At 42.7% G+C, this 26647-nt stretch carries 21 protein-coding genes, 1 tRNA gene and 1 pseudogene; 13 read left to right on the top strand and 10 right to left on the bottom strand.

The window, feature by feature from the left end:
• Positions 1–29: 29 nt before the first annotated feature.
• From FIS9605_RS0117975 to FIS9605_RS0117965, 3 genes are all read right to left on the bottom strand, one after another.
• Positions 30–1328: a DHH family phosphoesterase gene (locus FIS9605_RS0117975; RefSeq protein WP_026733844.1), complete on the bottom strand. Its 1299-nt coding sequence runs from the start codon at positions 1326–1328 to the stop codon at positions 30–32.
• A gap of 413 nt (positions 1329–1741) precedes the next feature.
• Positions 1742–2239 carry an HNH endonuclease gene (locus FIS9605_RS0117970; protein WP_026733843.1) on the bottom strand — a complete coding sequence of 166 codons (498 nt, stop codon included), beginning with the start codon at positions 2237–2239 and terminating at the stop codon, positions 1742–1744.
• A 191-nt stretch (positions 2240–2430) separates the two neighbouring features.
• Entirely contained in the window at positions 2431–2907 is a 477-nt protein-coding gene (locus FIS9605_RS0117965; RefSeq protein WP_026733842.1) for a GNAT family N-acetyltransferase, read from the bottom strand.
• Between the two features lie 163 nt (positions 2908–3070).
• Here FIS9605_RS0117965 and alr point away from each other — a divergent pair, with 163 nt between their 5' ends.
• From alr to FIS9605_RS0117945, 4 genes and pseudogenes are all read left to right on the top strand, one after another.
• Complete coding sequence (alr, locus tag FIS9605_RS0117960) at positions 3071–4255, top strand: alanine racemase (RefSeq protein ID WP_026733841.1); 1185 nt, start codon at positions 3071–3073, stop codon at positions 4253–4255.
• A 210-nt stretch (positions 4256–4465) separates the two neighbouring features.
• A tRNA-Leu gene (locus tag FIS9605_RS0117955) sits at positions 4466–4547 on the top strand.
• 265 nt (positions 4548–4812) lie between these two features.
• A pseudogene (locus tag FIS9605_RS45315) lies at positions 4813–5063 on the top strand (ISAzo13-like element ISMae28 family transposase); the annotation flags it as partial.
• Between the two features lie 41 nt (positions 5064–5104).
• Positions 5105–5503, top strand: a complete 399-nt coding sequence (locus FIS9605_RS0117945) for a MerC domain-containing protein (RefSeq protein WP_026733840.1) — start codon at positions 5105–5107, stop codon at positions 5501–5503.
• A 362-nt stretch (positions 5504–5865) separates the two neighbouring features.
• Here the strand turns inward: FIS9605_RS0117945 and FIS9605_RS41075 are convergent, their stop codons facing one another.
• Positions 5866–6042, bottom strand: a complete 177-nt coding sequence (locus FIS9605_RS41075; protein ID WP_072032404.1) for a metallothionein — start codon at positions 6040–6042, stop codon at positions 5866–5868.
• A 136-nt stretch (positions 6043–6178) separates the two neighbouring features.
• Between FIS9605_RS41075 and FIS9605_RS0117940 the strand changes: the two genes are divergently transcribed.
• From FIS9605_RS0117940 to FIS9605_RS0117910, 6 genes are all read left to right on the top strand, one after another.
• Complete coding sequence (locus FIS9605_RS0117940; protein WP_026733839.1) at positions 6179–6517, top strand: ArsR/SmtB family transcription factor; 339 nt, start codon at positions 6179–6181, stop codon at positions 6515–6517.
• 837 nt (positions 6518–7354) lie between these two features.
• Positions 7355–8431, top strand: a complete 1077-nt coding sequence (locus FIS9605_RS0117930; protein WP_026733838.1) for a response regulator — start codon at positions 7355–7357, stop codon at positions 8429–8431.
• A gap of 69 nt (positions 8432–8500) precedes the next feature.
• Positions 8501–8878 carry a response regulator gene (locus FIS9605_RS0117925; RefSeq protein ID WP_026733837.1) on the top strand — a complete coding sequence of 126 codons (378 nt, stop codon included), beginning with the start codon at positions 8501–8503 and terminating at the stop codon, positions 8876–8878.
• Between the two features lie 4 nt (positions 8879–8882).
• Positions 8883–9380, top strand: a complete 498-nt coding sequence (locus FIS9605_RS0117920) for a chemotaxis protein CheW (RefSeq protein ID WP_026733836.1) — start codon at positions 8883–8885, stop codon at positions 9378–9380.
• Positions 9381–9443: 63 nt separating this feature from the next.
• A complete protein-coding gene (locus tag FIS9605_RS0117915; protein WP_026733835.1) occupies positions 9444–12293 on the top strand; it encodes a methyl-accepting chemotaxis protein in 2850 nt (949 codons plus the stop codon).
• Between the two features lie 212 nt (positions 12294–12505).
• Positions 12506–15583 (top strand): hybrid sensor histidine kinase/response regulator, encoded by a 3078-nt coding sequence (locus FIS9605_RS0117910; RefSeq protein WP_026733834.1) that lies wholly within the window; start codon positions 12506–12508, stop codon positions 15581–15583.
• Positions 15584–16430: 847 nt separating this feature from the next.
• Here FIS9605_RS0117910 and FIS9605_RS42790 read toward each other — a convergent pair.
• Complete coding sequence (locus FIS9605_RS42790; protein ID WP_155960454.1) at positions 16431–16664, bottom strand: hypothetical protein; 234 nt, start codon at positions 16662–16664, stop codon at positions 16431–16433.
• 25 nt (positions 16665–16689) lie between these two features.
• On the opposite strand from FIS9605_RS42790, the gene FIS9605_RS0117905 reads away from it, so the two are divergent.
• Both FIS9605_RS0117905 and FIS9605_RS0117900 read left to right on the top strand, forming a co-directional pair.
• On the top strand, positions 16690–18159 hold the full coding sequence (locus FIS9605_RS0117905) for an amino acid permease (protein ID WP_026733833.1): 1470 nt from the start codon (positions 16690–16692) through the stop codon (positions 18157–18159).
• Complete coding sequence (locus tag FIS9605_RS0117900; RefSeq protein WP_231510392.1) at positions 18159–21317, top strand: non-ribosomal peptide synthetase family protein; 3159 nt, start codon at positions 18159–18161, stop codon at positions 21315–21317. Before FIS9605_RS0117905 ends, FIS9605_RS0117900 begins: the two co-directional genes overlap by 1 nt.
• A gap of 195 nt (positions 21318–21512) precedes the next feature.
• Here FIS9605_RS0117900 and FIS9605_RS0117895 read toward each other — a convergent pair whose 3' ends face one another.
• The 5 genes from FIS9605_RS0117895 to FIS9605_RS0117875 all read right to left on the bottom strand — a co-directional run bounded on the left by FIS9605_RS0117895 (position 21513) and on the right by FIS9605_RS0117875 (position 25646).
• Positions 21513–21785, bottom strand: a complete 273-nt coding sequence (locus FIS9605_RS0117895; protein ID WP_026733831.1) for a hypothetical protein — start codon at positions 21783–21785, stop codon at positions 21513–21515.
• Between the two features lie 82 nt (positions 21786–21867).
• A complete protein-coding gene (locus FIS9605_RS0117890; protein ID WP_026733830.1) occupies positions 21868–22947 on the bottom strand; it encodes a WD40 repeat domain-containing protein in 1080 nt (359 codons plus the stop codon).
• 115 nt (positions 22948–23062) lie between these two features.
• Positions 23063–24034: a CobW family GTP-binding protein gene (locus FIS9605_RS0117885; protein ID WP_026733829.1), complete on the bottom strand. Its 972-nt coding sequence runs from the start codon at positions 24032–24034 to the stop codon at positions 23063–23065.
• 146 nt (positions 24035–24180) lie between these two features.
• A complete protein-coding gene (locus tag FIS9605_RS0117880) occupies positions 24181–25101 on the bottom strand; it encodes an alpha/beta fold hydrolase (protein WP_026733828.1) in 921 nt (306 codons plus the stop codon).
• 104 nt (positions 25102–25205) lie between these two features.
• On the bottom strand, positions 25206–25646 hold the full coding sequence (locus tag FIS9605_RS0117875; RefSeq protein ID WP_026733827.1) for a SufE family protein: 441 nt from the start codon (positions 25644–25646) through the stop codon (positions 25206–25208).
• Between the two features lie 364 nt (positions 25647–26010).
• On the opposite strand from FIS9605_RS0117875, the gene psaK reads away from it, so the two are divergent.
• Positions 26011–26271 (top strand): photosystem I reaction center subunit PsaK, encoded by a 261-nt coding sequence (psaK, locus tag FIS9605_RS0117870; protein ID WP_026733826.1) that lies wholly within the window; start codon positions 26011–26013, stop codon positions 26269–26271.
• Positions 26272–26647 lie beyond the last annotated feature (376 nt).

The raw sequence follows: 26647 nt of genomic DNA, 5'->3' as shown, positions 1-26647 counted from the left end.
AACAACTACCAACCACCCACTACCAACATTTACTCGGTTTGAATTGGGTTGTCTCTGGGATTTACCAATCTCAGCAACTTCTGCTTGATTTGAGCATCGAAGACATCCCATTTCATTTTCGCATAAGTAGAATTTTCGTTACTGCCTGATAAGAAACCCATCGGAATTTCAAAGCCACCGGCGCTTATACGTCCACCACCAAAAAAGCGTCCGCTGCTATCTTGCCCAAAGGCTTCTTTGATGAATTCATCAGGGTCAAGGGTAAGTTTGGTTGTTCTTAAAGAGCCAATGACTACTTCTAGTTCATCATCTTCATCGTGAACAATCCCATAAACCACGGCAGTGTGGACGTTTTCTTCTGTAACGAGAAAATCTGCTGCTTGAGGGATGGCGTCTCTGTCGTCGTAGCGCAAGTAGCCGACACCGGCAATGGAAAAGTTATTTTGAACGATGCGGTTTTTGAGCGATCGCTCTATTACATCCATCACCCTTTTGGAACGGTTCGCTTGCAGTACGGCGTTGAGCAGTTGGGCATCGTAAAATCGGCTTAGATAGGCTGCTGCCAAAAAATCTTCTTCTTTGGCTTGCATAAGCAGATTTGTATCAGATCGCAAACCGTGCATCAAGGCAGTAGCACATTTGACGTGTTGATTGATGGTACTATCTAAAGGCAATAATCCTGCCTGCAAGTACTGAGTAAAAATCGTTGCTGTCGCTCGGACAGCAGGACGAATATCAACAAACTCTGATTTCAGGTCTCCCTGTAAAGTGTGATGGTCAATAACTGCCACAAGTGTCATTCCCGCTTGCTGCACCACTGGCACAAGCTGGGAAGTAGTGCCTTGGTTATCAATTAATACAAAACCTTGATAGGAGGACAAATCCTTGCTTTTCAGATTTTGTAGCGTCCAACGTTGAGCAGGTAAGCCAGTCAGTTTCACCAAGGCAATATTTTCTTGGTGACTGAGCGCACCAGCATAAACAATCTCACATTTGATATCGTATTGCTGAGCAATTAACTGGTAAGCCCAAGCAGAGGAAAGAGCATCTGGGTCAGGAAAATCTTGCAGAATCACCAGATGACGCTCATGACTATGGGCAAGCATTGTCTGGCGCAGTTCTTCTGATTTTTGCAGTGCTGAAGAATTGCTGCGCTGACCAACGGCATTGCCTCCTTCTGGTGCTATCAATGTTCCAGCAGACTGCTTGGTGAGTGGAAATTCCAAAGGTTCTTTGTCTATTTCTGACTCATCTGGAGCCGATTCGGAAGCCTGATCCGCGGTCAATGGTAATCTCTCAAACTGAGTAAGGGAAGAATGAAATTGCATAGGATAATGTTTTGTCCATGTGGGGCTAGATTTGTTTGATAAGGAAAACTACAACCAGCGAGTCACTGGTTTAGCCACACATCTTCGATCTTCGCAAAAATATAGAAGCGTGGATATATATATGTAGGTTTATTTTTTTGTCAAGTATGCTTTTATCAACTAATTTCAAAGGAATATCTTTTGCTACCGCATCTGCAATTTTGAGGAATTAAGAAAATTTCTACTTTACAAAGCGTTAATATGTGTTACTATGGCGAGGTTGGTTAAAAGTTCGCAAGAGCTTTTGTAGCCTCCTACGATTTATTTGTGGAGGCAAAATTCTCAACTCGCCGTTGGCTAACCTAACTACACTAAGTGGGTTGCAAGACTAGTTGATAGGTGACATTTACCTGTAAGTATTAACTGGGGAATTGTCAAAGTCCTATAACATACTTTTGCCACTCTTGGTGAGTTCCACCTCTTAGATGCTTGCTGACCTCGAAGTAGAGGCTGCTGTAGGGTCTGCGAGGTGGGTGACGTAACATCATGTGTGCTTCGTGGGGTGTACGGCTACCCTTGTTGACATTGCAGCGGACGCAGGCTGTAACAATGTTCTCCCAGGAATCTCCTCCGCCACGCGATCGCGGTATTACGTGATCTAGAGTTAACTCATCTCCCGTGTAACCGCAGTATTGACAAGTGTGACTGTCCCGGTGCAATATATTTCGGCGCGTCAGAGGGATTTCTTTGTAGGGAACCCGCACATAATGGCGCAACCGGATTACGGTTGGAAGCGGAAAACCGGAGTAAAGAAACTTACCGTTGTGTTCTACGCGCTCTGCTTTGCCCTTGATTAACAAAACAGCAGCGCGACGCCAGCTCGTAATATTGAGCGGTTCGTAAGAGGCGTTTAAGACTAAAACCTTCCCCATTGATAATCGCTCAGGCTTTTTATTTTACATATATTAACACAAATGCAATCTGCTTTGGCTATGAAAATAAATTATACTTCAGGTTCGAGCCTAAAACTGAGTTATAAAATAATGATTTGCAATTTCTAGCCATTACTTATTTTAGAAGGAAAGACAGATATATAGTTTGGCTGAAGCGATCGCCGTGTTAATCAGTAAGTAATATTTCCTCTTGATTCATCTAGCAGAGGCAACCAACAGTACTCTATATTTAGCTGGCCGTTGATTTTGTTCACACCTAGCTTACCTGGTTGGAAACCATGCCGTTCGTAAAACGCACTAACTTGTGTATTTCGCTGTAATGTCTGTAGAGTCAACCCCTGTGGACAAGCTTCTTTTGCTTTTTTCAGCAACATTGAGCCGATACCTCGATTGTGATATCTAGTATCAACAAAAATCTGGTCTAAGTATCTTTCCTCTGGCATAACTACAACGAAACCTACAATTTGATTTTCTAGTTCTGCTACCCAAATTAGCCCTCGTACTGCAAGTTCATCACGGAAGCGAACCATCCAGACTCCATACGATTGCGGATGCGTGAGTTCGGTAAATGTTTCATGCCAGGTACGCCACCACAACTGAATGACTTTTTCTAAATCCTCTGGACAGTAGGGGCGAATTATAACCATGCTTGACTGCTATCTTTGCTATTAGCTTAATACCGACCATAAGCTCTTGTGCGAATTCCACGATGAAGGGTAAACTTCCTGATTAATCCAGAGTTACTTTTGCCAGCATGAATTAATAAATTAAGCTGGAAGCCTAAAATTGGTGTGATGGGAGTGAGTCAACATGTTAAGTCATGAGCAAACCGGGAGTGTTCCTGTTCAGCAGTGCGACACATATGCTTGGTTTTCGCAGCGTGCTTGGGTAGAAATTGATTTGGCAGCGTTGTCGCATAATGTCCAACAATTACGCCGCTTTCTATCACGGCATACCCAGCTTATGGCAGTAGTGAAAGCTGACGCCTACGGGCACGGAGCAGTCACAGTTGCTCAAACAGCACTACAATCAGGAGCAGACTGGCTAGGTGTTGCTACAGTTCCCGAGGGAATTCAATTGCGAGAAGCTGGTATCAAAGCTCCGATTTTAGTTTTAGGCGCGACTCACACTCCAGAACAAATTCACGCGATCGCTCAATGGCAACTTCAACCCACACTATGCAGTCCTAAGCAAGCCTTAGTATTTTCTGACACTCTAGAAGCTATTAACTCCAATTCTCCCGTACTTGTACACGTCAAATTAGATACGGGTATGTCTCGTCTAGGAACAGATTGGCAGCAAGCAGCAGAGTTTGTCCAGCTAGTGCAGCGTTTACCGCATCTAGAGATAGCCAGTATTTATTCTCACCTAGCGACCGCAGACAGTCCCGATCCGAGTGTCATGCAACTACAGCACCGACGTTTTGAAGAAGCGATCGCCCAAATTAAAGCATTAGGAATAAAACCACCCTGCCTGCACTTAGCCAATTCAGCCGGCACCCTCGCTGACAAAGCATTACACTACGATATGGTGCGGGTGGGTTTAGCTATCTATGGACTTTACCCAGCCGAGCATTTGCGATCGGGCATAGACCTTAAACCTGTTTTACAAGTTAGAGCAAGAGTCACGCAAGTCAAAACCATTGCTGCTGGAACTGGTGTTAGCTACAGTTATCAATTTGTTGCCCCACGCGAAATGCGTATTGCTGTTGTCGGAATTGGTTATGCTGATGGTGTGCCGCGCAATCTTTCTAACAAAATGCAGGTATTAATTCGCGGTCAACGAATATCGCAGCTAGGTGCAATTACAATGGATCAACTCATGCTGGATGTCAGTAGCATACCAGACATACAAGAAGGGGAAGTAGTCACCCTACTTGGAAAACAAGGAAAACAACAAATCTCCGCGGACGATTGGGCAAATCAACTAAACACCATTTCTTGGGAAATTCTCTGCGGATTTAAGCATCGTTTGCCTCGTGTTGCTGTGATTTAGTCAATGGTCATTGGTCATTGGTTATTAGTCCTTAGCTAATAGTTCATAGTCAATAGTCCAAGACTTTAATCCTTGGCAAATGACCAATGACAAATGACTAATGACTAATGACTAATGACTAATGACTAATGACTAATGACTAATAACTAATGACTAATAACAAAATTTTATTGTCACATACTGTTTGTTATGATATGATAGTAAACTGATGCGGATGTGGCGGAATTGGCAGACGCGCTAGATTTAGGTTCTAGTGCCGCAAGGCGTGAAGGTTCAAGTCCTTTCATCCGCATTTTTAACAATTCTCGCGGGAAGTGCCTAGGTAAAGTGATAACGGAAGAGAGGGGACGGCGCGTGGCGGTGGTGACGCTCTTTGATCAGATGTTCCTCATGAATGCGAAGTAAAAAGCCCTCGTCGTCAAGATAGAACTGCGCGGGGATATGTGACACAGCTAAGGCGTGAATAATAAATCTTAATTTATTTAAGAAAAAAATAATCTCAAGAAAATGGTAAGGTAAGGGAGATATCCTCCTTACGGTACATCGTAAATACAGAAATGGAATTGACAGACTCACTCAGGAATCTACTCGGGGAAACAACCCAAAGGTTGAAAGGAGTTGCCCGTCGTCGATTTATGGCACGAACAGTGTTGGAACTGGGTTTTGGAGGTCAGTCAAAAGCCGAAAAAGATTTGGGTTGAAATCATCGCACTATCCTTAAACAGTTGAGTCACATTTACCAAATTTGTTAGAGGGCATCACAGCTATCGTTGATAGTCAAAGCCAAGCTGGCCCTAGTTTTAAAACATTTGAACCCATAGAACACAATCAATACAAGGAGTACTACCAGTGCATAGCGGAAGAATGCAGAGATTGATGGACAAGACTGCGATCGCACTTTCCACCGCGTGTGCAATCCATTGTCTGTTCTTACCAGTTGTCATAGTCATGCTTCCCGCACTGGCAAGTACTTCTCTTGGTGGCGAAAGCTTTCACCGTTTTCTGCTGTGGTTCGTCTTTCCCATCAGTGTGTTGGCTTTGACACAGGGTTGTCGTCGCCATAAGGATCGAGTTGTGCTCACGTCTGGTGTCTTGGGGTTGGCGCTTCTTCTCGTAACCGCAATTGCTGGACACCACGTCCTGAGTGAAGAGGGTGAGCGTATTGCTACGGTCTTAGGAGCAACAGCTTTGGCGTTTGGACATGTTCGTAACTATAGGTTATGCCGCAAGAGTAAATGCAGCGTCTAACAAATTAAAGTTGAGTATGTCCAATAATTTTGCACTCTTCAAGTTGCGCTGATTAGAAATTGACGGTTCTTTACTTGTCCCCCCAAGTTGCCTAACTACGGCTGACGTTGCTGTGGGGATGTTTAATATCATGTCCGCTTGAACACTTATATTATCCGCCCGTGTCGGTAATTGGTAATTGGTAATTGGTAATGGCAAGAAAACCTACTAGCTGCACTCACAGTCGAATATAAACTGATGAAACAGGCATGATAAATTTGCTTTACGGGAACGCCTGACAGCGTACAAGAAGCTTGGTTTAGCAAGACTTCTGACGGAGTTAAGCTAAAAGGGCACAATGCAAAGAGCAAAGTCTGCTTTCCTCAAGATGCACAGCCACAAACAGATTGGCATTGAGTGCAGACTTCACCGCTTTGATGGCTATTAGCACAAGCTTCACAACAGTAAGGTTTACCATCCTTCATGATGGCATCCTCAATGGAAACAACGCACAGGCAAGTACCACACGCACACTTTATTTGGTTTACGGTTGCTGCCATAGCTTTACCTTCTCCTTTTGATTATGAAATGATTAGTTAAGCAGCGGGGATGGCGATCGCTGTCTTTGCTCGACAAGAATATCATATCAGTAAATACTGATATGTAAAAATAATAATGCTTTTCGAGACTTTTTTAATGATCGCTAAAACTACAATCATCAACACCCAAGCACTCGATCTGAAGGTTAAACTATTTCGCGGGTTTTCCGATCGCTCGCGTATGTCTATTCTCAATGCCTTGCGTTCTGGTCCCTTAACTGTTAACGAAATTGTTGAGACTACAGGACTTACCCAGTCTAATGTTTCTAACCATCTTGGATGTTTGCGCTGTTGTGATTTGGTTATTCGTCAACAGCAGGGGCGTTTTGTCTACTATCAACTTAGTGATGAACGAATAGTAAAGCTTCTCGACTTAGCAGACGAATTACTAGCTGATGTGGCTTTGGGTGTAAATAAATGCAACAGTTATGAATAAGGATGTGCCTATAATTATTTGGACAGACAAAGTAGAACTTCATTTACAAGCTAAAACAGTTAATATCAATCAAATATCGGTTTTTATCTTTAAGATATATCTAAGTAAGCGCGTAGACGCGCTTACGCCGCTTCGAGAAGCGTAGCATTTGTTGTGACAATTTTTTGTTTTGATGAAAAGATATATGTTCAAATGCTACCCTCCAAAAACACCTATGGCGTATGTCCAGACAGTTATTAGCTGTGCTCCAAATAATATTGTCAAAAATCATATTGTAGTAAATACTACTTTAAGTAATGTAAACAAAAGTACGAATGTAAATGTTAATCAAGTAACTTGGTGCAAACAAAAATAAATATAAATGATAGTGTTACAGAGATTGAAGATTTTGATTTTAGGTTGTTTACCAAATATTAAGTAGATTTACTTAAATTGCTCCAAAGTTTACTTGAGGTTCATCAAGCGTATTATACTTAAGTACCAATACTGACTAAAGCAAGTTTTATCTTGTGATTTTAAGCAGTATTATTGCGGTTATAGTTACATAATGTTTACTTGAGGGTGAGTCGCTTAATTCAGTCTTTACATTTTTTTCACCATTTACCGGAGAATGTTTGTTAATCTCTGTATAAGTTAAGTAAAATAACTACTACTTATAATTTCACGGAGATTTGTAAAGCGAAAATAAAGCTATTACCATTAGGTTTAACCACAAATAGAATCTTCACTAGTAGTATCTTTTGATACAATAAACTAAAGTTTATTTAATTCTATTGTGTAGACCTTCTGCACAAATATAGCTTAGACCTATCTAATTGAGCAACAAGCAAAAGCAAAATGAGCACAAGTTCTATAGGTAGCTACAGGTTTTTCCAGAAACTACACCCCCTGTCTCTGTTAGCACAACTAACTAGCAGACGTGCTACAGGTTGTTTGCGAGTAATTACTGACACAGCTTCTTGGTCAATTTATTTAGAAGAAGGAAAACTTACTTACGCCTCCTATTCAGATAAACTGTTTGAAAGGTTGGATAATCACTTGCGACGATTGAGTCAACAAATCCCGACTTTATTAAGTGCAAATCGCGTGCAAATGCGGCTGATGTTTGAAACAAAGAATGAAAATCAATCAATGCCACACGCGGATTATCAAGCTATTTGCTGGTTAGTAAATCAAGACTATATTACTCCTCCGCAAGCAGCGATCTTAATAGACGAATTAGCCAAAGAGGTGCTGGAGTCATTCTTGACCTTAAAACAAGGCAGTTATGAATTTTATCGTGAAACTCCTTTAGATGAACTGCCAAAGTTTTGTCGATTGGATTTGCGATTATTGGTAGAACATTGTCAAAAGCAGTTACGAAATCGCCAAGAACAGCACTCAGCGGTTATTACTGAAGAAAATCCACCAATTTTGCCAAAAACGCCATCCCAGAGGATGGTGCAATCTCAAATCAAACCCGAACAACAATTATCAACAGAAAGCAATTTCGTTGATACATCAAGCAGTAGCCTGCATCGCCAAATTCCTTTGCAACCAGCTAGTAGAAGCTTATATACAGTTGCCTGCATTGATGACAGTCCCACAGTCTTAAATTCTATTCGAAATTTTTTAGATGAAAGCACTTTTGCAGTTGTAATGATCAACGATCCGGTGAAAGCGTTAATGCAAATTCTTCGTAGCAAACCTGACTTAATTTTATTAGATGTAGAAATGCCAAACTTGGATGGTTATGAGCTATGTTCTTTGTTGCGTAGACACTCAGCTTTTAAGAATACACCTATAATCATGGTGACTGGTAGAACAGGATTTATAGACAGAGCCAAGGCAAAAATGGTGAGATCGTCAGGCTATTTAACTAAGCCATTTACACAGTCGGATCTATTAAAAATGGTGTTTAAACACCTTGATTAATGTCATATTGCCCGAATGTAAAAGATAATCTGATTTAGTAACACTATTAGTTGTTTAGGAGATTTAGGAGTGAGTTTAACTTTGCTTGGGACTATTTTAGTTGTGGAAGATTCTCCCAGTGAATTAGAACTAATGAGCCACTATCTAAAAGAAAGTGGCTACAACGTCATTAAAGCAACTGGTGCAAAAGAAGCAATGGAGAAAGCCACCTCACAACAGCCAGATGTTATTGTCACTGATGTTGTCATGCCAGGAATGAGCGGGTTTGAGTTGTGCCGTTTTCTCAAAAAAAATCCGGTGACTCAGAAAGTACCTATTGTGATTTGCAGTTCCAAAAATCAGGAAATTGATAGATTGTGGGCAATGAGACAAGGTGCAGATGCCTATTTAACAAAGCCTTATACCCGCGAACAGCTTTTGCGTGCGATTAAATCAGTGGCGATTTGAATCAATGAATAATTCAAAACTTACACTGGCCTCTAAACCAACTAACAATAACTTGGAAGATGGCTATCTTCGATTTCAGTTGAATAAACAAGCCCCTGCTGTTTTATCAATGAGGTATACGCAGGAAGCAATTGTTGTACCTGTGGAGTCTGTGACTTCAATGCCAAACATGCCAGTCTGCATACTGGGATTAATGAATTGGCGGAGTCATATAGTTTGGGTTGTAGATTTACCAAGGATGCTCAATTTAGAATCCTTGGACAACAGATTTCGGCAGTTTAGTATTATCATTATTCGCGTGGAATCAGTGCTTTTAGGTTTAGTTGTGCAAGAGATAAAAGGTACAACAAAATTTATGCCTGATGAAATTCGCTCTCCTGTTGGGCAAGTCGCCTCCAGTTTGGTTCCCTATTTGCGCGGATGCGTTGTACAACAAAAGGAAATATTACTGGTATTAGATGCACAGGCTATTGTCCAATCTTCTATTCTGCATGGTAACTAGGGTGTATTACTATAAAAACGAATTTTTTGGGGTTATTCTTCACCTATTCAGGGAATTGATTTTATGTTTAATAAGACGGATGCAGCTAAGAGTAGCGATGTTGAAAAACGGGAATCAATGGTTTCTTCTCAAACAATTACAGATAGTTTAGTACGACTACCGAGTCTGCCCGTTGATGACAAAACTGTTAAACGTTCTCGCCTCAATCGTGTTAATAACGCTTTCAAACGCCTCAGTTTAGGTACGAAAGCAACAATATTAGCGATCGCTATTGGGACGCTGCCCGTATTAGGGATTGGTACACTTGCCTATCAACTTACGAAGTACTCCCTGCAAAACAAAGCTTCCCAGCTTCAACAATTTCAAGCTGAAGATTTGGCAGATCAAATCAACCGTTTCATGTTTGAACGGTATTCAGATATTCAGTTCATATCTAATCTGCCAATCCTGATAAATCCCAGCGTTAGCGCAGCTACTTCTCCTCAAGAAAAACAAGCAATGCTGGACAAGATTATAGATGCCAAAACTGTAGATGGCAATCAAATCTATGACAGCATTGCTTTGTATGATTTAAACGGTAATTTGATCTTAAAATCGCAAGCAGATGCCATTGCTAACGTCAAAGATCGCGATTTTTTCAAGGCGGTACAGAAAAGCGATCGCCCTCATATCAGTCAACCAGAAGTATCACCTACTACAAAGAAAAATAGTATTTTTATTGCGGCACCTGTTAAAGATAGCAGTACAGGGAACATCATTGCAGTCGTCAGAACGCGGATGGCCGTACAACCACTAGATAATTTAGCAAAAACTTATACAAAAACAGTAGAGGAGTATTTTTTGCTCGATAGTTCTGGGAATTTGTTCGTGGCGGCGGAAGAGGAACACTTAAATAGTAACATTAAAACAGATTATCCAGATGTATACAAAAAGCTAGCATCATTCAGAGAAAGTACTGTAATCGGATTAGATCCAGTTCATGGCAATCGCACGCAGTTATTAAGCTTCGTACGCCTCCAACCACTAAAAGGTTTGCCAGATTTGAAATGGGAAGTACTGCTGGCAACCAATACAGAAAATGCTTTTGCAACCCAACAAGAATTGTTATTGACTTTCGCACTTGGTACGGGACTGACAGCAATCATCGTGGCGGCGATCGCCGCGTGGATAGCCAAACGTTCTACAGAACCGATATTGAAAGCAACAGCAACAGTACAAAGACTTGGACAAGGTGAATTCAATACCCGTCTGATTGTAGAAGGAGAGGACGAGTTAGGGATTTTAAATGCCAATATTAACCACATGGCAGGTCAGCTAGAAACCCTGCTCAAAGAACAAGAACAGGAAACGGAACGGGCAAAAATACTTGCAGATATTACCTTGCGGATTAGGAGAAACCTCAAAGTTGAGGATATCTATAAGACAGCAGTTCGAGAACTTCGACAAGCACTGAAAACAGACCGAGTCATTATTTACGAATTTAATTCTGATGCCTGGGATGGCTGCGTCGTCGCTGAAGCGGTAAATGCTGGTTTGCCCAAAATGCATGGAGTACATATCGACGATCCTTGTTTTCGGGAACGTCATGTCAATACTTACAGAGATGGGCGAGTACGGGCGATTACTAATATTTATCAAGACGCAGACCTGGTCAACGCCGACTGCTACATCAATATGTTGGAAAAATTTGCAGTCAAAGCTAATTTGATTGCACCAATTGTGATTGAAGAGCAATTAGTAGGTTTGTTGATTGCCCATCATTGCCAGACTCCCCGGCTTTGGCAACAACCAGAAATTGATTTATTTAAACAGCTTGCCACCCAAATCGGCTACGCGATGGAACAAGCCAAGTTGCTAGACGAAGTGGAACAAGCTAGGGCGCTAGCTGAAAAATCCTCCATCGACGAACGACAGCAAAAAGAAGCCTTGCAAATGCAACTGCTAGAATTGCTCAGTAACGTAGAAGGTGCAGCTAGTGGTGACTTGACAGTACGTGCAGAAGTTACCGCCGGCGAAATCGGCACCGTTGCTGACTTTTTCAACTCCATCGTTGAAAGTTTGCGAGATATTGTCACGCAAGTCAAAATTGCCGCTATCCAAGTAAATGATGCGATCGGCGATAACTCTGGTTCAATCCGCAACCTTGCAGAAGAAGCACTGACGCAAGCTGCTGAAATAAACCGCACCCTAGATGCAGTTGACCGGATGACAGGGTCTATCCAAGCAGTAGCAGACAGCGCCCACCAAGCAGCTAAAATCGCCAAAAATGCTTCTGATACTGCTACCAAGAGCGGACAAGCAATGGATATGACAGTACAAAATATTTTACACCTGCGAGAAACCGTAGGTGAAACCGCTAAGAAAGTGAAGCGCTTGGGAGAATCTACCCAACAGATTTCTCGAGTTGTGGCATTGATTAACCAGATTTCCATGCAGACTAACTTGTTAGCCATCAATGCTGGGATTGAGGCGGCGCGTGCAGGTGAAGAAGGTCAAGGTTTTGCCGTTGTTGCTGAAGAAGTAGGCGAACTAGCAGCGCGATCGGCGGCGGCGACTAAAGAAATTGAGCAAATCGTCGAGAATATCCAACGCGAAACCAGCGAAGTAGTGCAAGCAATGGAAGTAGGAACCACCCAGGTAGTTGAAGGTACACGCATTGTTGAAGATGCCAAAGGCAGCCTCAGTCAAATATTAGAAGTTTCGCGACAAATTGATGCTTTGGTACAATCAATTTCTACTACTACAGCTTCTGGTGTGGAAATATCACAAATTGTGAGCGAATTGATGAAACAGATCGCCACCATTTCCAAACGCACAAGCGACTCTTCCCTGCAAGTTTCTGAATCTTTGCAAAAAACTGTGAAGATTTCCCAAAAATTACAGGAAACTGTCGGTACGTTCAAGGTCAGTTAGTTGTTAGTTGATTAGTTGTTAGTTGCTTGTTGCTTGTTGTTTGTTGTTTGTGATTTCAAACAACGACCAACCCTCCGGGTTCGCTAGTCACTCATGGGGGAAACCCCCTTTGGAGCGCGCTGGCTCACCACCAACCACCAACAAAATACTACCAACTACTAACCACTAACTAATAACTAATAACTAATAACTAATGACTAAGGACAACAGCTATGTCAAAGGACAAAGAATTTGAAATCCAGATGCAGTTTCTGGAGGAAGCAACAGATTATCTCAACACATTAGAGGGAATATTACTGGAAATCGAGACCAATCATCGCATCGCTCCAGAAAAAATTAACGCTGCACTGCGATCTGCCCACTCCATCAAAGGTGGTGCGGGGATGATGGGATTTCGCGCTCTCTCGGATTTGGCGCACCGTTTAGAAGATTCTTTTAAAGTCTTAAAAACACGAAAAAACTCTTTAGAAATTGACACGGAATTGCAAAGCTTACTACTATCTGGAATTGATTGGCTGCGGCAGATAGTGGAATTGCACTCAGAAGGAAATACAGTAGACGAGCAGTGGTTAAATACCTTTTGTTACCCAGTTTTTGAAGAACTGCATCAGCGTTTGGGCGATCCAACTCCTGAAGACGCTACCACTATACTTTCACCAGAAGATGATGGGCAAAATATTATACCCTTACTCTTTGAAACTGAGGTAGAGGGATGTTTGCAGCGCCTAGAATCTGTGTTAGCAGATAGCCAACAGCCTTGCTTGAAAGAAGAAGTAGCCATAATGGCAGCTGAGTTGGGTGGTTTGGGTGAAATGCTCCAGTTATCAGCTTTTACTCAACTGTGTGAATCAATTGCCAACCACTTAGACACTGCTGATTCCAGTCAAATTGAACAAATTGCTCTTGCTGCTTTGTCAGCGTGGCGGCGATCGCAAGCATTAGTGCTAACAAATCAACTAGAAGGCTTACCAACAAAAATCGAACTAGATGAATTTACAGTTCCCACAGAATCAACAACCGACCTGTTAGAAACACAAGAATTCATCATCCCACAGTTTCTGGAAACTGAAACAACAGCAGATCATAATGACTTTCTCCAAACCGAAGTTGCAGCAGAAGCCTGGCTCGATGAAGAAATCATTGCTGCCGATTTTGAAGCCCTAGAAGCAGCCTTTGCCGATGATAGTAATTCCCTAAACGATCTACCACAGCCAGAGCCTACTCCGGTAACTTCTAGAGAAATTCCCACCACAGATTACAAGTTTGTTGAATCCAAACGAGAGTCAATTGGTCTTGGTAAAGACCGCGAAACTCAGGAAAATACAGTCCGAGTACCCAGCAAGCAACTTGAGCTGATTAATGACTTGTTTGGGGAGCTAATCATCCAGCGTAATGGCATGAACTTGCAGCTAGAAAGATTACGCAAACTGATTCGCAATCTCGGTCAGCGAGTCCAAATTCTAGAGCGAGAAAATCAAGAACTACGTACAGCCTACGACAAAATCGCCACTCAGAACGTGATGCCATACAATGCATCACCACTAGCGTTGCCAGCTAGTAATGGTTCCGATCGCTTTGCATCTGACTACAACTATCAGACAAATGGCATAGAAAGCAAATTTGATGCCTTAGAAATGGATCGGTATAACGAATTAAACCTGCTCTCGCAAGAAGTGATGGAAACCATTGTGCAGGTGCAAGAAGTTACTGCTGACATTCAACTCAGTATAGACGATACCGATCAAATTGCCAGGAAGTTCAACAAAACATCCAAGCAGCTACAGAGAAAGCTTACACAAGTAAGGATGCGCCCTCTATCCGATATTGTCGATCGCTTTCCAAGGGCCCTGCGTGAGTTGTGTGTGGAGTTTGGCAAAAATGTGCAATTGAAAATAGAAGGGGCTAGTACGCTGATTGAGCGCAGCATCTTAGAGGCATTAAATGAGCCATTAATGCACCTGATGCGAAATGCCTTCGATCACGGCATCGAAGATGCTGTCACACGGCGTGCTTGTGGTAAACCAGAGCAAGGATTGATTGAAATAAAAGCCACTCACCAAGGCAATCGCACCATTATTACGATCAGAGATGATGGTCGAGGCATTTCTCTAGATGGAATTCGTGCCCGTGCCCTAGCGATGGGGTTAGATGCAGCACTGCTAGCGCAAGCTAGCGATGAAGAACTGCTATCCCTGATTTTTGAGCCAGGTTTTAGTACCAAAGACCAAGTCACAACCTTATCTGGTCGTGGTGTTGGCATGGATGTAGTTCGCAGCAATCTTAAACAAGTGCGGGGCGACGTTAAAGTGGATACCTTACCAGGGTCAGGAACTACCTTCACTTTATCAGTGCCATTTACCCTCTCCGTAGCAAGAGTGCTGCTCGTAGAAAGCAATCGTATGCTTTTGGCTTTCCCCACAGATACAGTTTCGGAAATCTTCTTACTGCAAAGCGAGCATGTATTCCCGATGCTGAATAGCGAAGTCATCAATTGGCAGGGAACCATGATACCCTTGATTCGCCTTGGTCGCTACTTAGAGTTTAATTGTCCCCGGTACGACAACCCTCACCTAGAAACTCCCCCTGCAATTAACGCTGCCAGCGTATTAATTGTTAAAGGCAACAATCAACCAGTAGCCATACAAATAGACCGTTGTTGGGGTGAACAGGAAGTTGCCATCCGCCGCATCGAAGGAAATATTCCTCTGCCTGCTGGCTTTAATAACTGTACGATTTTGGGCGATGGTCGAGTAGTGGCGTTAGTAAATATTAATGAATTATTGTATTGGATTGCTGCTAACGAGCGATCGCCTAGAAGCACTCAACTACCATCAGCTAGGTTAAAGACAGTGTTCCTCACCACATCTGAGGATAAACCTATAGATTCGTCAAGAGACCAAAAAGGAACAATCTTAATTGTTGATGATTCAATTAATGTCCGGCGTTTTTTAGCATTGACTTTGGAGAAAGGAGGGTATCAAGTAGAACAAGCCAAAGACGGTCAAGATGCTTTAGAAAAACTGCAAAACGGCTTGAAAGTCCAAGCTGTAATCTGTGATATTGAAATGCCGCGCATTGATGGATATGGTTTTTTAGGACGTATAAAATCAAACAACGATTTTAAAAATATACCAGTTGCCATGCTCACCTCTCGCAGCAGTGACAAACATCGCCAACTAGCGATGCAATTAGGCGCGAGAGCCTACTTTTCTAAACCTTATAACGAGCAAGAATTACTACGAACGCTAGAGGAAATCATTTTTCCCTTAGCAGGAGCGAGTCACAACTAATTGCTGGTCATTAGTCAAGAGCTATCAATTTAGAACATCGATTCACTCATCCTAAAAACCCAGTTTCTGTGACGGTAAAGACCAAAATTTCGTGATTTTAACAAAAGTCAAAAGTCAACAGAAAAATTGGGTAGGGTAAAAATCCCTACCCATATTTTTTTCATCCCTTGGGTAGAGTTTAAGTCCCCACCCATAGGTTTTGGACTCTAGACTCTTGACTCCCCAAAAGGGTTTTAAACTTTGCTACTTTTTTGTTCCCAGTTTGTCACTATTACTAGGATAAATTTACAAGTAAGCAAGTTCATACCATTTTGGATTTTAGATTTTGGATTTTTGAGCCACTGCGGTGATGAGGCAATCTGGTCTTGGGGGTTTACTCCAGGAGAGACTGCCGTGCATGATTCCCCGCCATAAAGTGCTTAGCGTGACGTGGCGTGATTGTGAAAGATTTACTTGTAATCAGATTGAGCGCTCTATCTGTCGCAATCAATTTTCAAATTGGTATAACATTGCCTGCATAATAGCTGATCGGTCGCTATCTTAAATACCAAACTTGTATAAACCCTTTTTTTCCCTGGCGAGCGGAATACTGCTTCGCAACGCTTTAAGCGAACGCAGCCACAGAAAGTCCACCAGAACCCATAAGTGTTGTGTAGACTCTCGGTTTTTGCGTCTTTTAGTAAAAGCCTAGCCTTTTCCATCGTAGACCCTGTGCGGACTTCGCCTAGGGTAAATAAACCGGATTGAGTGTGAGAAGAATCATGAAAGCGATCGTCTGATACCAAATTCTCTTTTAACATCCACTTTTTACTCGTAGCTAAACGACGGTTCAGCAAACATAGCTCGCCTACTTATCTCCTTGATGCCATCCGGGCTTCAGGTGATACGAAATAATTAGCTTAACCCGCCAAAAGCCCCACACTATCTCGTAGGCGTAGACACTTAGTCGCCCGTAGGGTGCTTCTTGCAGAGTAACAGCTTCTCGTGCACCGTAAGGCATTCCCGTAGGGTAGAGGTACACATCGGTTGAACTGATGTCAGCCGTCAGCAGTTGCGGCGTGAGTGAGATATCTGAGCGCAATTGTTTAATTTGTGGAAAATAGGCTATGTTTCACCAAATATCGAGGGGTTTTGTTCACTATAAAAGCGTCAACGAGAGTTATTTCAGGCAGAAGCAACTAAGAGGAAATGTTGGTTTTTGGCTGTTATGGAGCTACGGAGTCGGCGTTGTCATCTCAGGTAATTTCACTGGATGGAACTCTGGTTTAACAGCAGGCGGCTTTTGGGGGATGACAATTGCTACCTTCCTAATGGCAGTCATGTATATATGTCTAACCTACAGCCTCGCAGAAATGTCAACGATGCTCCCGCATACGGGAGGGCTTTACTCCTTCACTCGCAGTGCCTTTGGTCCATTTTGGGGCTATGTCTGCGGTGTAGCAATGATTATTGAGAATGTACTTGCTCCAGTTGTAGCCGTTATTTCTGTCACCAGCTACTTAAAGCCCTTGATTCCTGATATACCAGCCTATATCGTTTGGGTGGTTATCTACGGTATCTTCACGGCAATTAATATCTGGGGCACGGAACAGACTTTCAATATAGGTCATTTCATCACGCTGATAGCGATTATGATGTTAGCGATCTTCTATGTGAATATGCTGATATTGGGCGAGTTCAGAATAGGCCTGCTTTTCAACGTTCCTGCCGATCCTGGTCAATCTACAACCTGGCTACCCAAAGGGGTGCGAGGGATTTTTGCCGCGATTCCTTATGCTATCTGGTTTTACCTGGCGATCGAGCAAATGCCACTTGCTGCCGAGGAAAGCCGCGATCCGTATCGCCATATGCCTGCTTCCCTGATCGCAGCCATGTTCACCTTGGTTGTCCTTTCAGTATTTACCTTGATACTGAACTCTGGCGTGGGCGATGGCGCTGTTGCTATTGGTCAATCGAGCGCTCCCTTGGGAGATGGATTGAAGGCTTACTTTGGTCACGGCCCCGTTGCCACGTTTGCCACAGCAATCTTAATGTCTTGTGGCTTGCTTGCGAGCTTCATTTTTACTATCTACGCCTATGGACGGACATTCTTCTCTCTTGCTCGTGCTGGGTACATCCCACGCTGGCTGGCGGTCACTGGTAGAACTTATACGCCTTACAGGTCATTACTTCTGGGTACGGTAGTTGGATTGGTTTGTGCAGTTACCCTTGATGTTTTAGGGGGTCCAGTCAAAGATGTAATGTTGAATATGGCGGTTTTTGGGGCATTAATCATCTATATCCTGGTGTTATTGAGCTATATAAAGCTCAAAAGCGATCGCCCCGAATTAGAAAGTTCCTATCAAAGCCCACTCGGGATTAGGGGTGCAGCTGTTGGTACTGCCCTTGCAATTCTTGCTCTAGCTGCTTGTTTGTCTGTACCTGCCTACCAGCCTGGTGCTTGGGGCGTTGCTATGTTCATGGTTATTGCAATTCTCTACTTCTGGTTTTACAGCAGAAATCACTTAGTGGCTCAGGCTCCTGAAGAAAGGGCTGCACTGAACCTGGAGCAGCACCAGAGCCGGAGGATGTTTTAATGACTAGTTTTATGGTCAATCTAGCACAGCAATCCTTAGATTTGTCGCTTTTGACTACAGCAGAATTGCATCATTTGCTTGAAGAATGGAATCAAACTCAAGCGAATTATCCAAAGAATTTATGTATTCATCAGTGGATTGAATTGCAAGTAGAACTGACACCCGATCGAGTCGCAGTAATTTTTGTAGACGAACAGCTTACTTATAGGGAACTGAATCACCGGGCAAATCAGCTAGCTCACTACTTGCGGACTTTGAATGTAGAACCAGAAGTTTTGGTAGGAATTTGTTTAGAGCGATCGCTAAATCTATTGATTGGGCTTTTAGGCATTCTCAAAGCAGGTGGAGCTTATGTGCCATTAGATCCTGCATATCCCCAGGAACGCTTGGGATTGATTTTAGAAGATTCACAACTGAGCGTGCTATTAACCCAAAAGAATCTACTTGAGCAGCTACCAAAACATCAAGCGCAAGTCGTTTGCATTGATGTTGACGAGGAAATCATTGCTCAACACAGCAAAGAAAACCCCAAGACAGGAGTAAATCCTGAAAACTTAGCTTACATACTCTATACTTCTGGCTCTACTGGTAAACCCAAAGGCGTGCAAATTGAGCATTGCTGTGTAGTCAATTTCTTAAATTCCATGCGTAAACAGCCAGGACTGACAGAGTCAGATATACTACTGGCTGTGACAACTATCTGCTTTGATATTGCTGGTCTAGAACTCTACTTACCATTGATTGTGGGCGCTCAGATTGTATTAGCAAGGCGTGAAGTTACCAGTCATGCAGAACAGCTAAGCAAGCTTCTAGCAGAATCTGGCGCTACAGTTATGCAAGCAACTCCAGCTACTTGGCGATTGCTTTTAGCAGCAGGGTGGCAAGGAAATAAGCAACTAAAAATCCTGTGTGGTGGGGAGGCATTAACCCCAGGACTGGCAAATCAGCTGCAAGAATTGGTTAACTCTGTTTGGAATATGTACGGGCCAACAGAAACCACCATCTGGTCGGCTGTTTACAAGGTAGAGCCTGAAAACAACCGGGTGCCAATTGGGAGACCTATTGACAACACGCAAATCTATTTAGTCGATCCCCACTCAGAGCCATTGAAACCTATACCTATCGGTACTCCCGGAGAGCTATTGATTGGTGGTGATGGTTTAGCTAGGGGCTACCGCAACCGACCAGAATTAAACCGCGAAAAATTTATTCCCAATCCCTTTAGCAACAAGCCAGGAGAGCGTCTTTACAGAACAGGAGATTTAGCTCGCTATTTGCCGGATGGCAAGATAGAGTTCATCGGGCGGATCGACCATCAAGTAAAAATTCGCGGTTTCCGTATCGAACTAGGGGATATTGAGGCAGCCCTTAGCCAGCACCCAGGCGTCAGAGAGGCTGTGGTTGTAGCTAGAGAAGACAATCCTGGAGATCGGCGTCTTGTAGCTTACTTGGTGACTGAACTTAACGTGGAGGGCATGGTTGAGCGAGATAATAGCTCTGCGCTGACATTAACTGCAAGCGAAACTCAGGGATTGTCTCTCACACACTTGCGCTCTTTTCTGCAAGCGAAATTGCCTGAATACATGATTCCGTCTGCTTTTGTCTTGATGGATTCCTTGCCACTTACACCCAACGGTAAGGTAGACCGATCATCGCTCCCAGCACCCAATCAAGACAGACCTGTTTTAAACGAGGCTTTTGTTGCACCCCATACCGAAGTTGAGAGACAGCTAGCTCAAATTTGGACTCGGGTTTTAGGCATTGAGACAGTAGGGATACATGACAACTTCTTTGAGTTGGGGGGAAATTCTTTACTATTAGTGCAGATGCTGGCTAGGGTGCGAGAAACTTTACAAGTGGAATTGCCTCTGTTGAATCTCCTCCAAGCACCTACTATAGCTGGACTTGTCGAAGCAATACAGGGGCGAGGGAACCCCACAGATTTATATGCTGAAGCCAGCTTAGATGAGACAATCCGTCCCGATACTATTTCCAGTCAATCTATAACTGAACCTCAACGGTTCTTGTTGACTGGGTCAACAGGTTTCATTGGAGCTTTTTTACTGCGCGAACTACTCCAAGAGTTCCCCAAAGCCAGTATTTATTGTTTGGTTCGTGCTGCAAGTGCTGAGGTAGGCAAGCAGAAAATTCGCCAAAACTTAGAACGCTATTTACTTTGGAATGATGAGTTAAATTCCCGAATTATTCCAGTTGTTGGGGATTTATCAAAACCGTTTTTGGGGCTAAATGAACAGCTTTTTAGTGAGTTGGCGAGAGAAATAGATGTTATTTATCACAATGGAGCGTTTGTTAATTTAATTTATCCCTACGCTGCACTACGAGCTACCAATGTTCTGGGAACCCAGGAAATCTTGAGATTAGCAAGTCAAATCAAAGTCAAACCCGTACACTTCATCTCTACTCTGGATGTATTCCAATCATCTACATATCACGAAATGAAGGTGATCTTGGAGTCAGACGAACTTGATCATTATGAAGGACTCTCCGATGGCTACGCCCAAAGTAAATGGGTAGCTGAGAAATTGGTGATGGCAGCAAGGAAACGTGGCATTCCTACCTGTATTTATAGATTAGGCACGATTGTAGGACATAGTCAAACAGGTGCATCTCAAACCAACGATCTGATATCTAGAATGCTCAAAGGCTTTATCGATCTCAAGAGTGCGCCTGACTTAGATGTCACCCTCAATTTGACTCCTGTAGACTATGTAAGTAGAGCGATCGCCCACTTGTCGAAACAAAAAGCATCTATTGGGAAAGCCTTTCACATACTCAATCCTCAGCCATTGCCCATGCGCAAGTTAGTGATGAGTATCAATGCTCTCGGTTATCCAGTGCAGTTGATGACCTATGAACAGTGGCAAACAAAGCTATTAGATGGGGATATTTTCCAAGAAAATGCTTTGAGTTCCGTGGTATCTCTATTTACTGAGAAGATATCTCCCAAACAACAGACTTATCTAGAGATATCCGCACTTGTGTCCCAGACGTATGACTATCAAAACACCTTGGATGGACTTGCAGGTACTTCCATCATCTGTCCGCCAGTAAATTTCAAATTGCTGAGTACCTATTTCTCTTACTACACTTGTAGCGGTTTTCTAACCATTCCCATATGCTGTCAGGCTTTCCCGTAAGGTAGCATACATGAATTGCTCGATAGTTTGTGCTTCATGCCATTTTGATAACATCAACGCATAAACCAGTGAGCAGTCATAACTTCTAACTTATAGGATGTAAGGTGAATATTAAGTACAAAAATCCCCTAGCTACGACTTCGTCTTAAACTAGGGGAGTATCAATTTAAACTGATATTTAATAACTAGTAAAATTTATAACAAGCTCGAAAGTGATAGCTTGCCTTCCATCTGGAGTCTGGACTTCACACAACTGGCACAATTGCAACCAAGCTGATCCATGATTGATTTGGAATCACCAGATAAGTTGGGTGTAATCGATTGATGAATTGGTTGTGCAGATACTAAGGTAATCTGTGTTGTCACAGGTGCAGAATGGACAGTGGATGCAACTGCTGGATTTGCAAACACCAGCATAGAAGCAAGGACTACAGGACAAGCAAGTAAAATCAGTTTGATAACGTTCATAATTTACACAAAGACCCTATGTTACTACAGCATACCTAATTATTACTGATTAGTCATTAGTAATAATTGTTCCTCCCGTTTGCTATTTTCGCCCAAAGCCTTGACCTCGTGTTGCCTTTGACCAAATGAGTAATTCGCCATCTTTACTACCTGCGGCAAGGAGTTTACCTTGGGGATGCCAAGCTAAGCAGGAAAAACCTTCTGACGCACCTGTGAGAATTTGCGCTACTTGCTTAGCTTGTTTCCACAGACAAATCCAACCATCAGTACCAGCAGAAGCAAGTAAAAAGCTGTTGGGTGCAAAAGCGATCGCATTAATTACATCCACATGATTAGTTAATACTGTTGCTTCCCATCCCACAGATTCATCAGGCGACTTTTCCCAGACGACAATACCATCAACACTAGAACAGGCTAGTAGAGGCGAACCGTTTTGATTAATGATGTCTGACCATGTGAGTTGGCGAATCTTACCAGGAAAACCCCGCATTACCCAAGGTTGGGGATCATCGCTAGAAGTTAATAGTTGGGTTTCGACCACAGTTATGGTGTGATCCATGTTGCCAGAAGCAAGGTACTTACCATCAGCAGACCATCCTGTAGCAATACTTACAGAAGGTATATTGAGAATGTGTGGTTCCTCATTCCAGTCTTGACTATTCCATACCTTAACTCCCTGATGACCGCAAATGGCAAGATATTGCCCGTCTCTACGCCAATCAATACCCAATGGCGAAGAAGACTCGAAATTCAAGGTAACGATAATCTCACGAGTATCAGCATCCCACACTTGTACGTAACGTCCCAAACTAAAAGCAAGCTGGTTGCTAATAGGATTCCAAGCCAGTTTGTCAATCCAAGCGGGGGCATTTTCCAAAGTAGCAATTAATTCTCTGTTTTGCCAAATTTTCACCCGTCCATCTTGTCCGCCAACAGCTAAAAATTGCCCATCGTGGGAAAAAGCAACGCAGTCAACAGACGCATCGTTGCCAGTCTGTAAAGTTGTTAACTCGTCATTTTCCCACAGCGTTACTTCCCCAGCCGCAGAAGCTGCAACTAGGATTGTATTTTGTGGCGACCAGGCGATCGCAGTCACATAGTCTGAAAGCGTCCCGCAAAAGTGCTGTTCAAATTCTTTGGAATTGAGAGTTGAAGGATTCATGGTTTTGGAGGAGTGGGAGAGTGGGAGAGTGGGGGAGTGGAGGAGTGGGAGAGTGGAGGAGTGGGAGAGAAAAGAATTCTTCTTTCTCCCCATCTCCCCATCTCCCCATCTTGATTTACGCTATACAGGCGAGAAAATCTTGTTTGAGTTTGGCTTCATCGAGGTTGCGACCGATGAATACCAATTCGTTTTTCCGAGTTTCGCTACTTTTCCAAGGACGATCGGGCTTGCCTTCAAAGATCATATGCACCCCTTGGAAGACAAAGCGATCGTCTTCTCCCGCGATATTTAAAATGCCCTTCATGCGGAAGATATCTGGCCCCTGGGTTCGCAACAATTCTCCCAGCCATCTGTTTAATTTCTCCCCATCTAATGCACCTTCTGCAACTAAAGCCACAGAATACACGGTTTCATCGTGTTCGTGGGCATCTTCCCCTAGAAAATCTGGGTCAATTTCCAAAGCGCGATCCAAATCAAACGCTTTCACGCCCAAAAGCGCATCCATTCCGACCTCGGCGTTGCGGGTACGGTGAATTTTTGCCATCGCATTCATACCGCGAATCCGCTTTTCTAACTCATCCAACACATCTGGTGTCACCAAATCAGTTTTATTCAATAAAATCACATCAGCGAAAGCAATTTGCTCTTGTGCTTCGTCCGCTTCCCAATGCTGCCAAATGTGCTTGGTATCTACCACTGTTACCACCGCATCTAGCTCTAACTGCTCCCGCATATCTTCATCGACAAAGAATGTCTGAATCACGGGGGCGGGGTCAGCTAGCCCAGTAGTTTCAATCACTAAATGGTCAAATTTATTACGGCGCTTCATCAAATTGCCGATGATGCGAATCAAATCGCCGCGCACTGTACAGCAGATACAGCCGTTGTTCATCTCAAAGATTTCTTCATCCGTATCGATAACTAGTTGATTATCGATACCCACTTCCCCAAATTCATTCACAATCACGGCAACTTTCTTGCCGTGTTCGTGGGTGAGGATGCGATTGAGCAGAGTTGTTTTTCCCGCTCCCAGATAGCCTGTGAGCACTGTTACTGGAACTACGTCTGTCGTCGCAGCACTGACCATATCCCAAATGCCTCTTGCATTTCAAATGATAATCACTTTCAATTTAAGCACTCATGCACATATCTGCAAGTAGGGGAGGCAGCGCATTGGAGGACTTCCCCCATTCCTAAGAAGGGAGTGCATAAAAATTGATTGTAGCTGCATGATTATTTAGTGACAGTAGCAATTCCTAAAAAGGGTGCAATTGCCTCTGCTACAGCCTCTGGGTATTCTTCATGCATTCCCAACGAACCGGGAAGAACAGCTTTTTGCACTCCGCTTAAAGCTGCCAAAGCATCCATATCAGCGCGGGATTTACCAGGAGAAGACTCTCCTATTACTACCATCACTGGCACAGACAAATCCTGAACTAGTGCTAGAAACTCAGCTTGATTGTGTACGGCGTCAAGATTACCAGTGACGAAGGCAGCGGGAGCAAATCTAGCTCCTGATTGTTGGGTATTGTGCCATTTATGGTCAATGAAGCTAGGCGTTAACTTCGCAGCATCTACGTAGACGTGGCGACGGTACATGAAACTTAAAAAAGATGGTACAGTGTTGAGCTTGTAGAGGATTTGACCAAAAATAGGCGATCGCACTATATCCCTTACCATCCCCGCTACTTGTCGGTCTACACCCATTGTCGGTAGAGGACCGCGCCAAGTTGGGGCTACTAACGCTATACGTGAAAATACAGATGGATTTTTCTGCGCTAATTGCAGAACATAAGCTGCACTGTGACCAGCAGCAACCACTGCGATTGGAGTATCAAATACAGAGGTGACAAAATTTTCGAGAAAATGTTGATATAAAGCAGGTTTGTAATTTACAGATAAACGCGAAGATTCGCCAAATCCAGGCCAATCTACAGCTACAACTTGAAAGTAGGGAGCGAGTAGCTTGGCTAGTCCACTCATTTCCTCTCGCGTGGAAACAGTGCTAAAAGCAGGGAGTAGCAATAGCGGTGAACCATTGCCAAGACTTTCATAAACAGTACGCAATTGCTGGTTTTCCCAGTTCCACCGATATTCTTTAGCTACCCCACCAATACCGAAAGTAGTAGAGTTTGATAATAAATCAGTTGACATCAGAAAAGATTTTATATTTGTTAATTGTTGGTTGTTGGTTGTTAGTGTTGGTTGTTTGCCACTAACTACTAACCACTTAACATATTTTAGAACTGCTCACATATTTAGTGAGATATGTCTGCTTGGCATTCCAAAGCCTTTTTTTGCATGGTCTTGAAAATATTATAAAAACCATTAGCGCGGGAAGGCGTCAGGCTAACATTTAAACCAGTTTCTTGAATAAAATCTGGAGTAAGTAGGACAATTTCATTCGGTGCTAGTCCGTTCAGACCTTCAATCAAAAGCCCCACTAATCCTTTGGTTAATTGGGAATCAGAATCACCTTGAAATATAACTTTACCTTCTTCCAAGCCAGCTATGACATAAACCTGGGAAACACACCCAGGAACTTTATTTTCTGGTATTTTATCAGCTTCTGGAAACTCTGGAAGCCGCTGACCATACCAAATTAGCTGTTCGTAGCGTCGCTTCGGATCTGTAGCACGTTTAAAGCGCTGGACAATTTTGGCAAGGTTTGGTGGCAATGAATCTATTGTAGAGGACATGACTCAATTTATTTATCAACCCTATCACCTTGAGTTTAGATGATTTTGAGGTGATTGTGCAGAATAACAAATTATACCTTTCATAAACTTTTCAGACATCTTCTCAAATCTCATTATTTATTGTTTGCATGAATTTTATTGATGCATGAATCAAGTATTAGTAGCTCCCTCACAAACTTATAAAACTTTTAGTGAAAGTTATTAGTAATTATTGTGATATAAAAAACAAAAAAAGATCGGGCTATATTAAGTAATAAGAAAAAATGTTAACTATTAATGCAAAATCCAACTTTGGATTGATTTTTTTTGGTAAGAAATTCACATGAGATTTTCACTGCATTAACAATTATAAGGAGAAAATCAGTTGCTGACATCTACTTTACTAGCCGCTGCAACCACACCTCTGCAATGGAGCCCAGCAGTAGGAGTTACCATGATTCTCTGCAATATCCTTGCCATTTTGTTTGGTAAATATACCATTAAGTATCCCAACGCAGAACCTGCCTTGCCCTCAAATCCGGTTTTGGGTAATTTTGGTGTACCAGCGTTACTGGCTTGTGCCGCCTTTGGTCATATCTTAGGAGCAGGTGTGATCCTAGGTCTGCATAACCTGGGAAGATTCTAGGTTTTTACCAAAAGTGGTACTAGTCTTCTGTTACACCTACTTTGGGAGGTTTAATCATTCCTCAAAAGCCCGATTTATAAAATAAATCGGGTTTCTTGAAATCAGCAAAATTACTTTAATGAACTAATAGGTTGATGGTTCTTTTGTCTCCGGTTAACAGTCAGAGAATTTACTCTCTGGCTTTTCTTGTGGCAATGCGAATTTACAGAAACAAGGCTTGTGGTTTACTCGCACAAATTCAAATCTGAAATTTCCTTAAAGTTATTCTTCTAACTTCTTTCTTCCTTCTTTTAAAACTAGAAAAAGATAAAATTAACAACTTCTGTTAACTTTACCTTTTTTATTTATCAATATTTTTATCAAAAACCATGATTCC

The sequence above is a fragment of the Fischerella sp. PCC 9605 genome, from assembly GCF_000517105.1.
Classification (GTDB): domain Bacteria; phylum Cyanobacteriota; class Cyanobacteriia; order Cyanobacteriales; family Nostocaceae; genus PCC9605.
The sequence above is the reverse complement of the archived record's forward strand: the minus strand, read 5'-3'. Positions and strand labels throughout refer to the sequence as shown.

What these genes read in the sequence shown, in the direction of transcription:
- FIS9605_RS0117910 (WP_026733834.1), top strand. Translation starts at nt 12,506, where the DNA reads ATGTCAAAGGACAAAGAATTTGAAATCCAGATGCAGTTTCTGGAGGAA.
- FIS9605_RS0117975 (WP_026733844.1), bottom strand. Translation starts at nt 1,328, where the DNA reads ATGCAATTTCATTCTTCCCTTACTCAGTTTGAGAGATTACCATTGACC.
- FIS9605_RS0117930 (WP_026733838.1), top strand. Translation starts at nt 7,355, where the DNA reads ATGAGCACAAGTTCTATAGGTAGCTACAGGTTTTTCCAGAAACTACAC.
- FIS9605_RS0117875 (WP_026733827.1), bottom strand. Translation starts at nt 25,646, where the DNA reads ATGTCCTCTACAATAGATTCATTGCCACCAAACCTTGCCAAAATTGTC.
- FIS9605_RS0117965 (WP_026733842.1), bottom strand. Translation starts at nt 2,907, where the DNA reads ATGGTTATAATTCGCCCCTACTGTCCAGAGGATTTAGAAAAAGTCATT.
- alr (WP_026733841.1), top strand. Translation starts at nt 3,071, where the DNA reads ATGTTAAGTCATGAGCAAACCGGGAGTGTTCCTGTTCAGCAGTGCGAC.
- FIS9605_RS0117905 (WP_026733833.1), top strand. Translation starts at nt 16,690, where the DNA reads ATGTTTCACCAAATATCGAGGGGTTTTGTTCACTATAAAAGCGTCAAC.
- FIS9605_RS0117890 (WP_026733830.1), bottom strand. Translation starts at nt 22,947, where the DNA reads ATGAATCCTTCAACTCTCAATTCCAAAGAATTTGAACAGCACTTTTGC.
- FIS9605_RS0117885 (WP_026733829.1), bottom strand. Translation starts at nt 24,034, where the DNA reads ATGGTCAGTGCTGCGACGACAGACGTAGTTCCAGTAACAGTGCTCACA.
- FIS9605_RS41075 (WP_072032404.1), bottom strand. Translation starts at nt 6,042, where the DNA reads ATGGCAGCAACCGTAAACCAAATAAAGTGTGCGTGTGGTACTTGCCTG.
- FIS9605_RS0117970 (WP_026733843.1), bottom strand. Translation starts at nt 2,239, where the DNA reads ATGGGGAAGGTTTTAGTCTTAAACGCCTCTTACGAACCGCTCAATATT.
- FIS9605_RS0117940 (WP_026733839.1), top strand. Translation starts at nt 6,179, where the DNA reads ATGATCGCTAAAACTACAATCATCAACACCCAAGCACTCGATCTGAAG.
- FIS9605_RS0117895 (WP_026733831.1), bottom strand. Translation starts at nt 21,785, where the DNA reads ATGAACGTTATCAAACTGATTTTACTTGCTTGTCCTGTAGTCCTTGCT.
- FIS9605_RS0117920 (WP_026733836.1), top strand. Translation starts at nt 8,883, where the DNA reads ATGAATAATTCAAAACTTACACTGGCCTCTAAACCAACTAACAATAAC.
- FIS9605_RS0117880 (WP_026733828.1), bottom strand. Translation starts at nt 25,101, where the DNA reads ATGTCAACTGATTTATTATCAAACTCTACTACTTTCGGTATTGGTGGG.
- FIS9605_RS0117915 (WP_026733835.1), top strand. Translation starts at nt 9,444, where the DNA reads ATGTTTAATAAGACGGATGCAGCTAAGAGTAGCGATGTTGAAAAACGG.
- FIS9605_RS0117900 (WP_231510392.1), top strand. Translation starts at nt 18,159, where the DNA reads ATGACTAGTTTTATGGTCAATCTAGCACAGCAATCCTTAGATTTGTCG.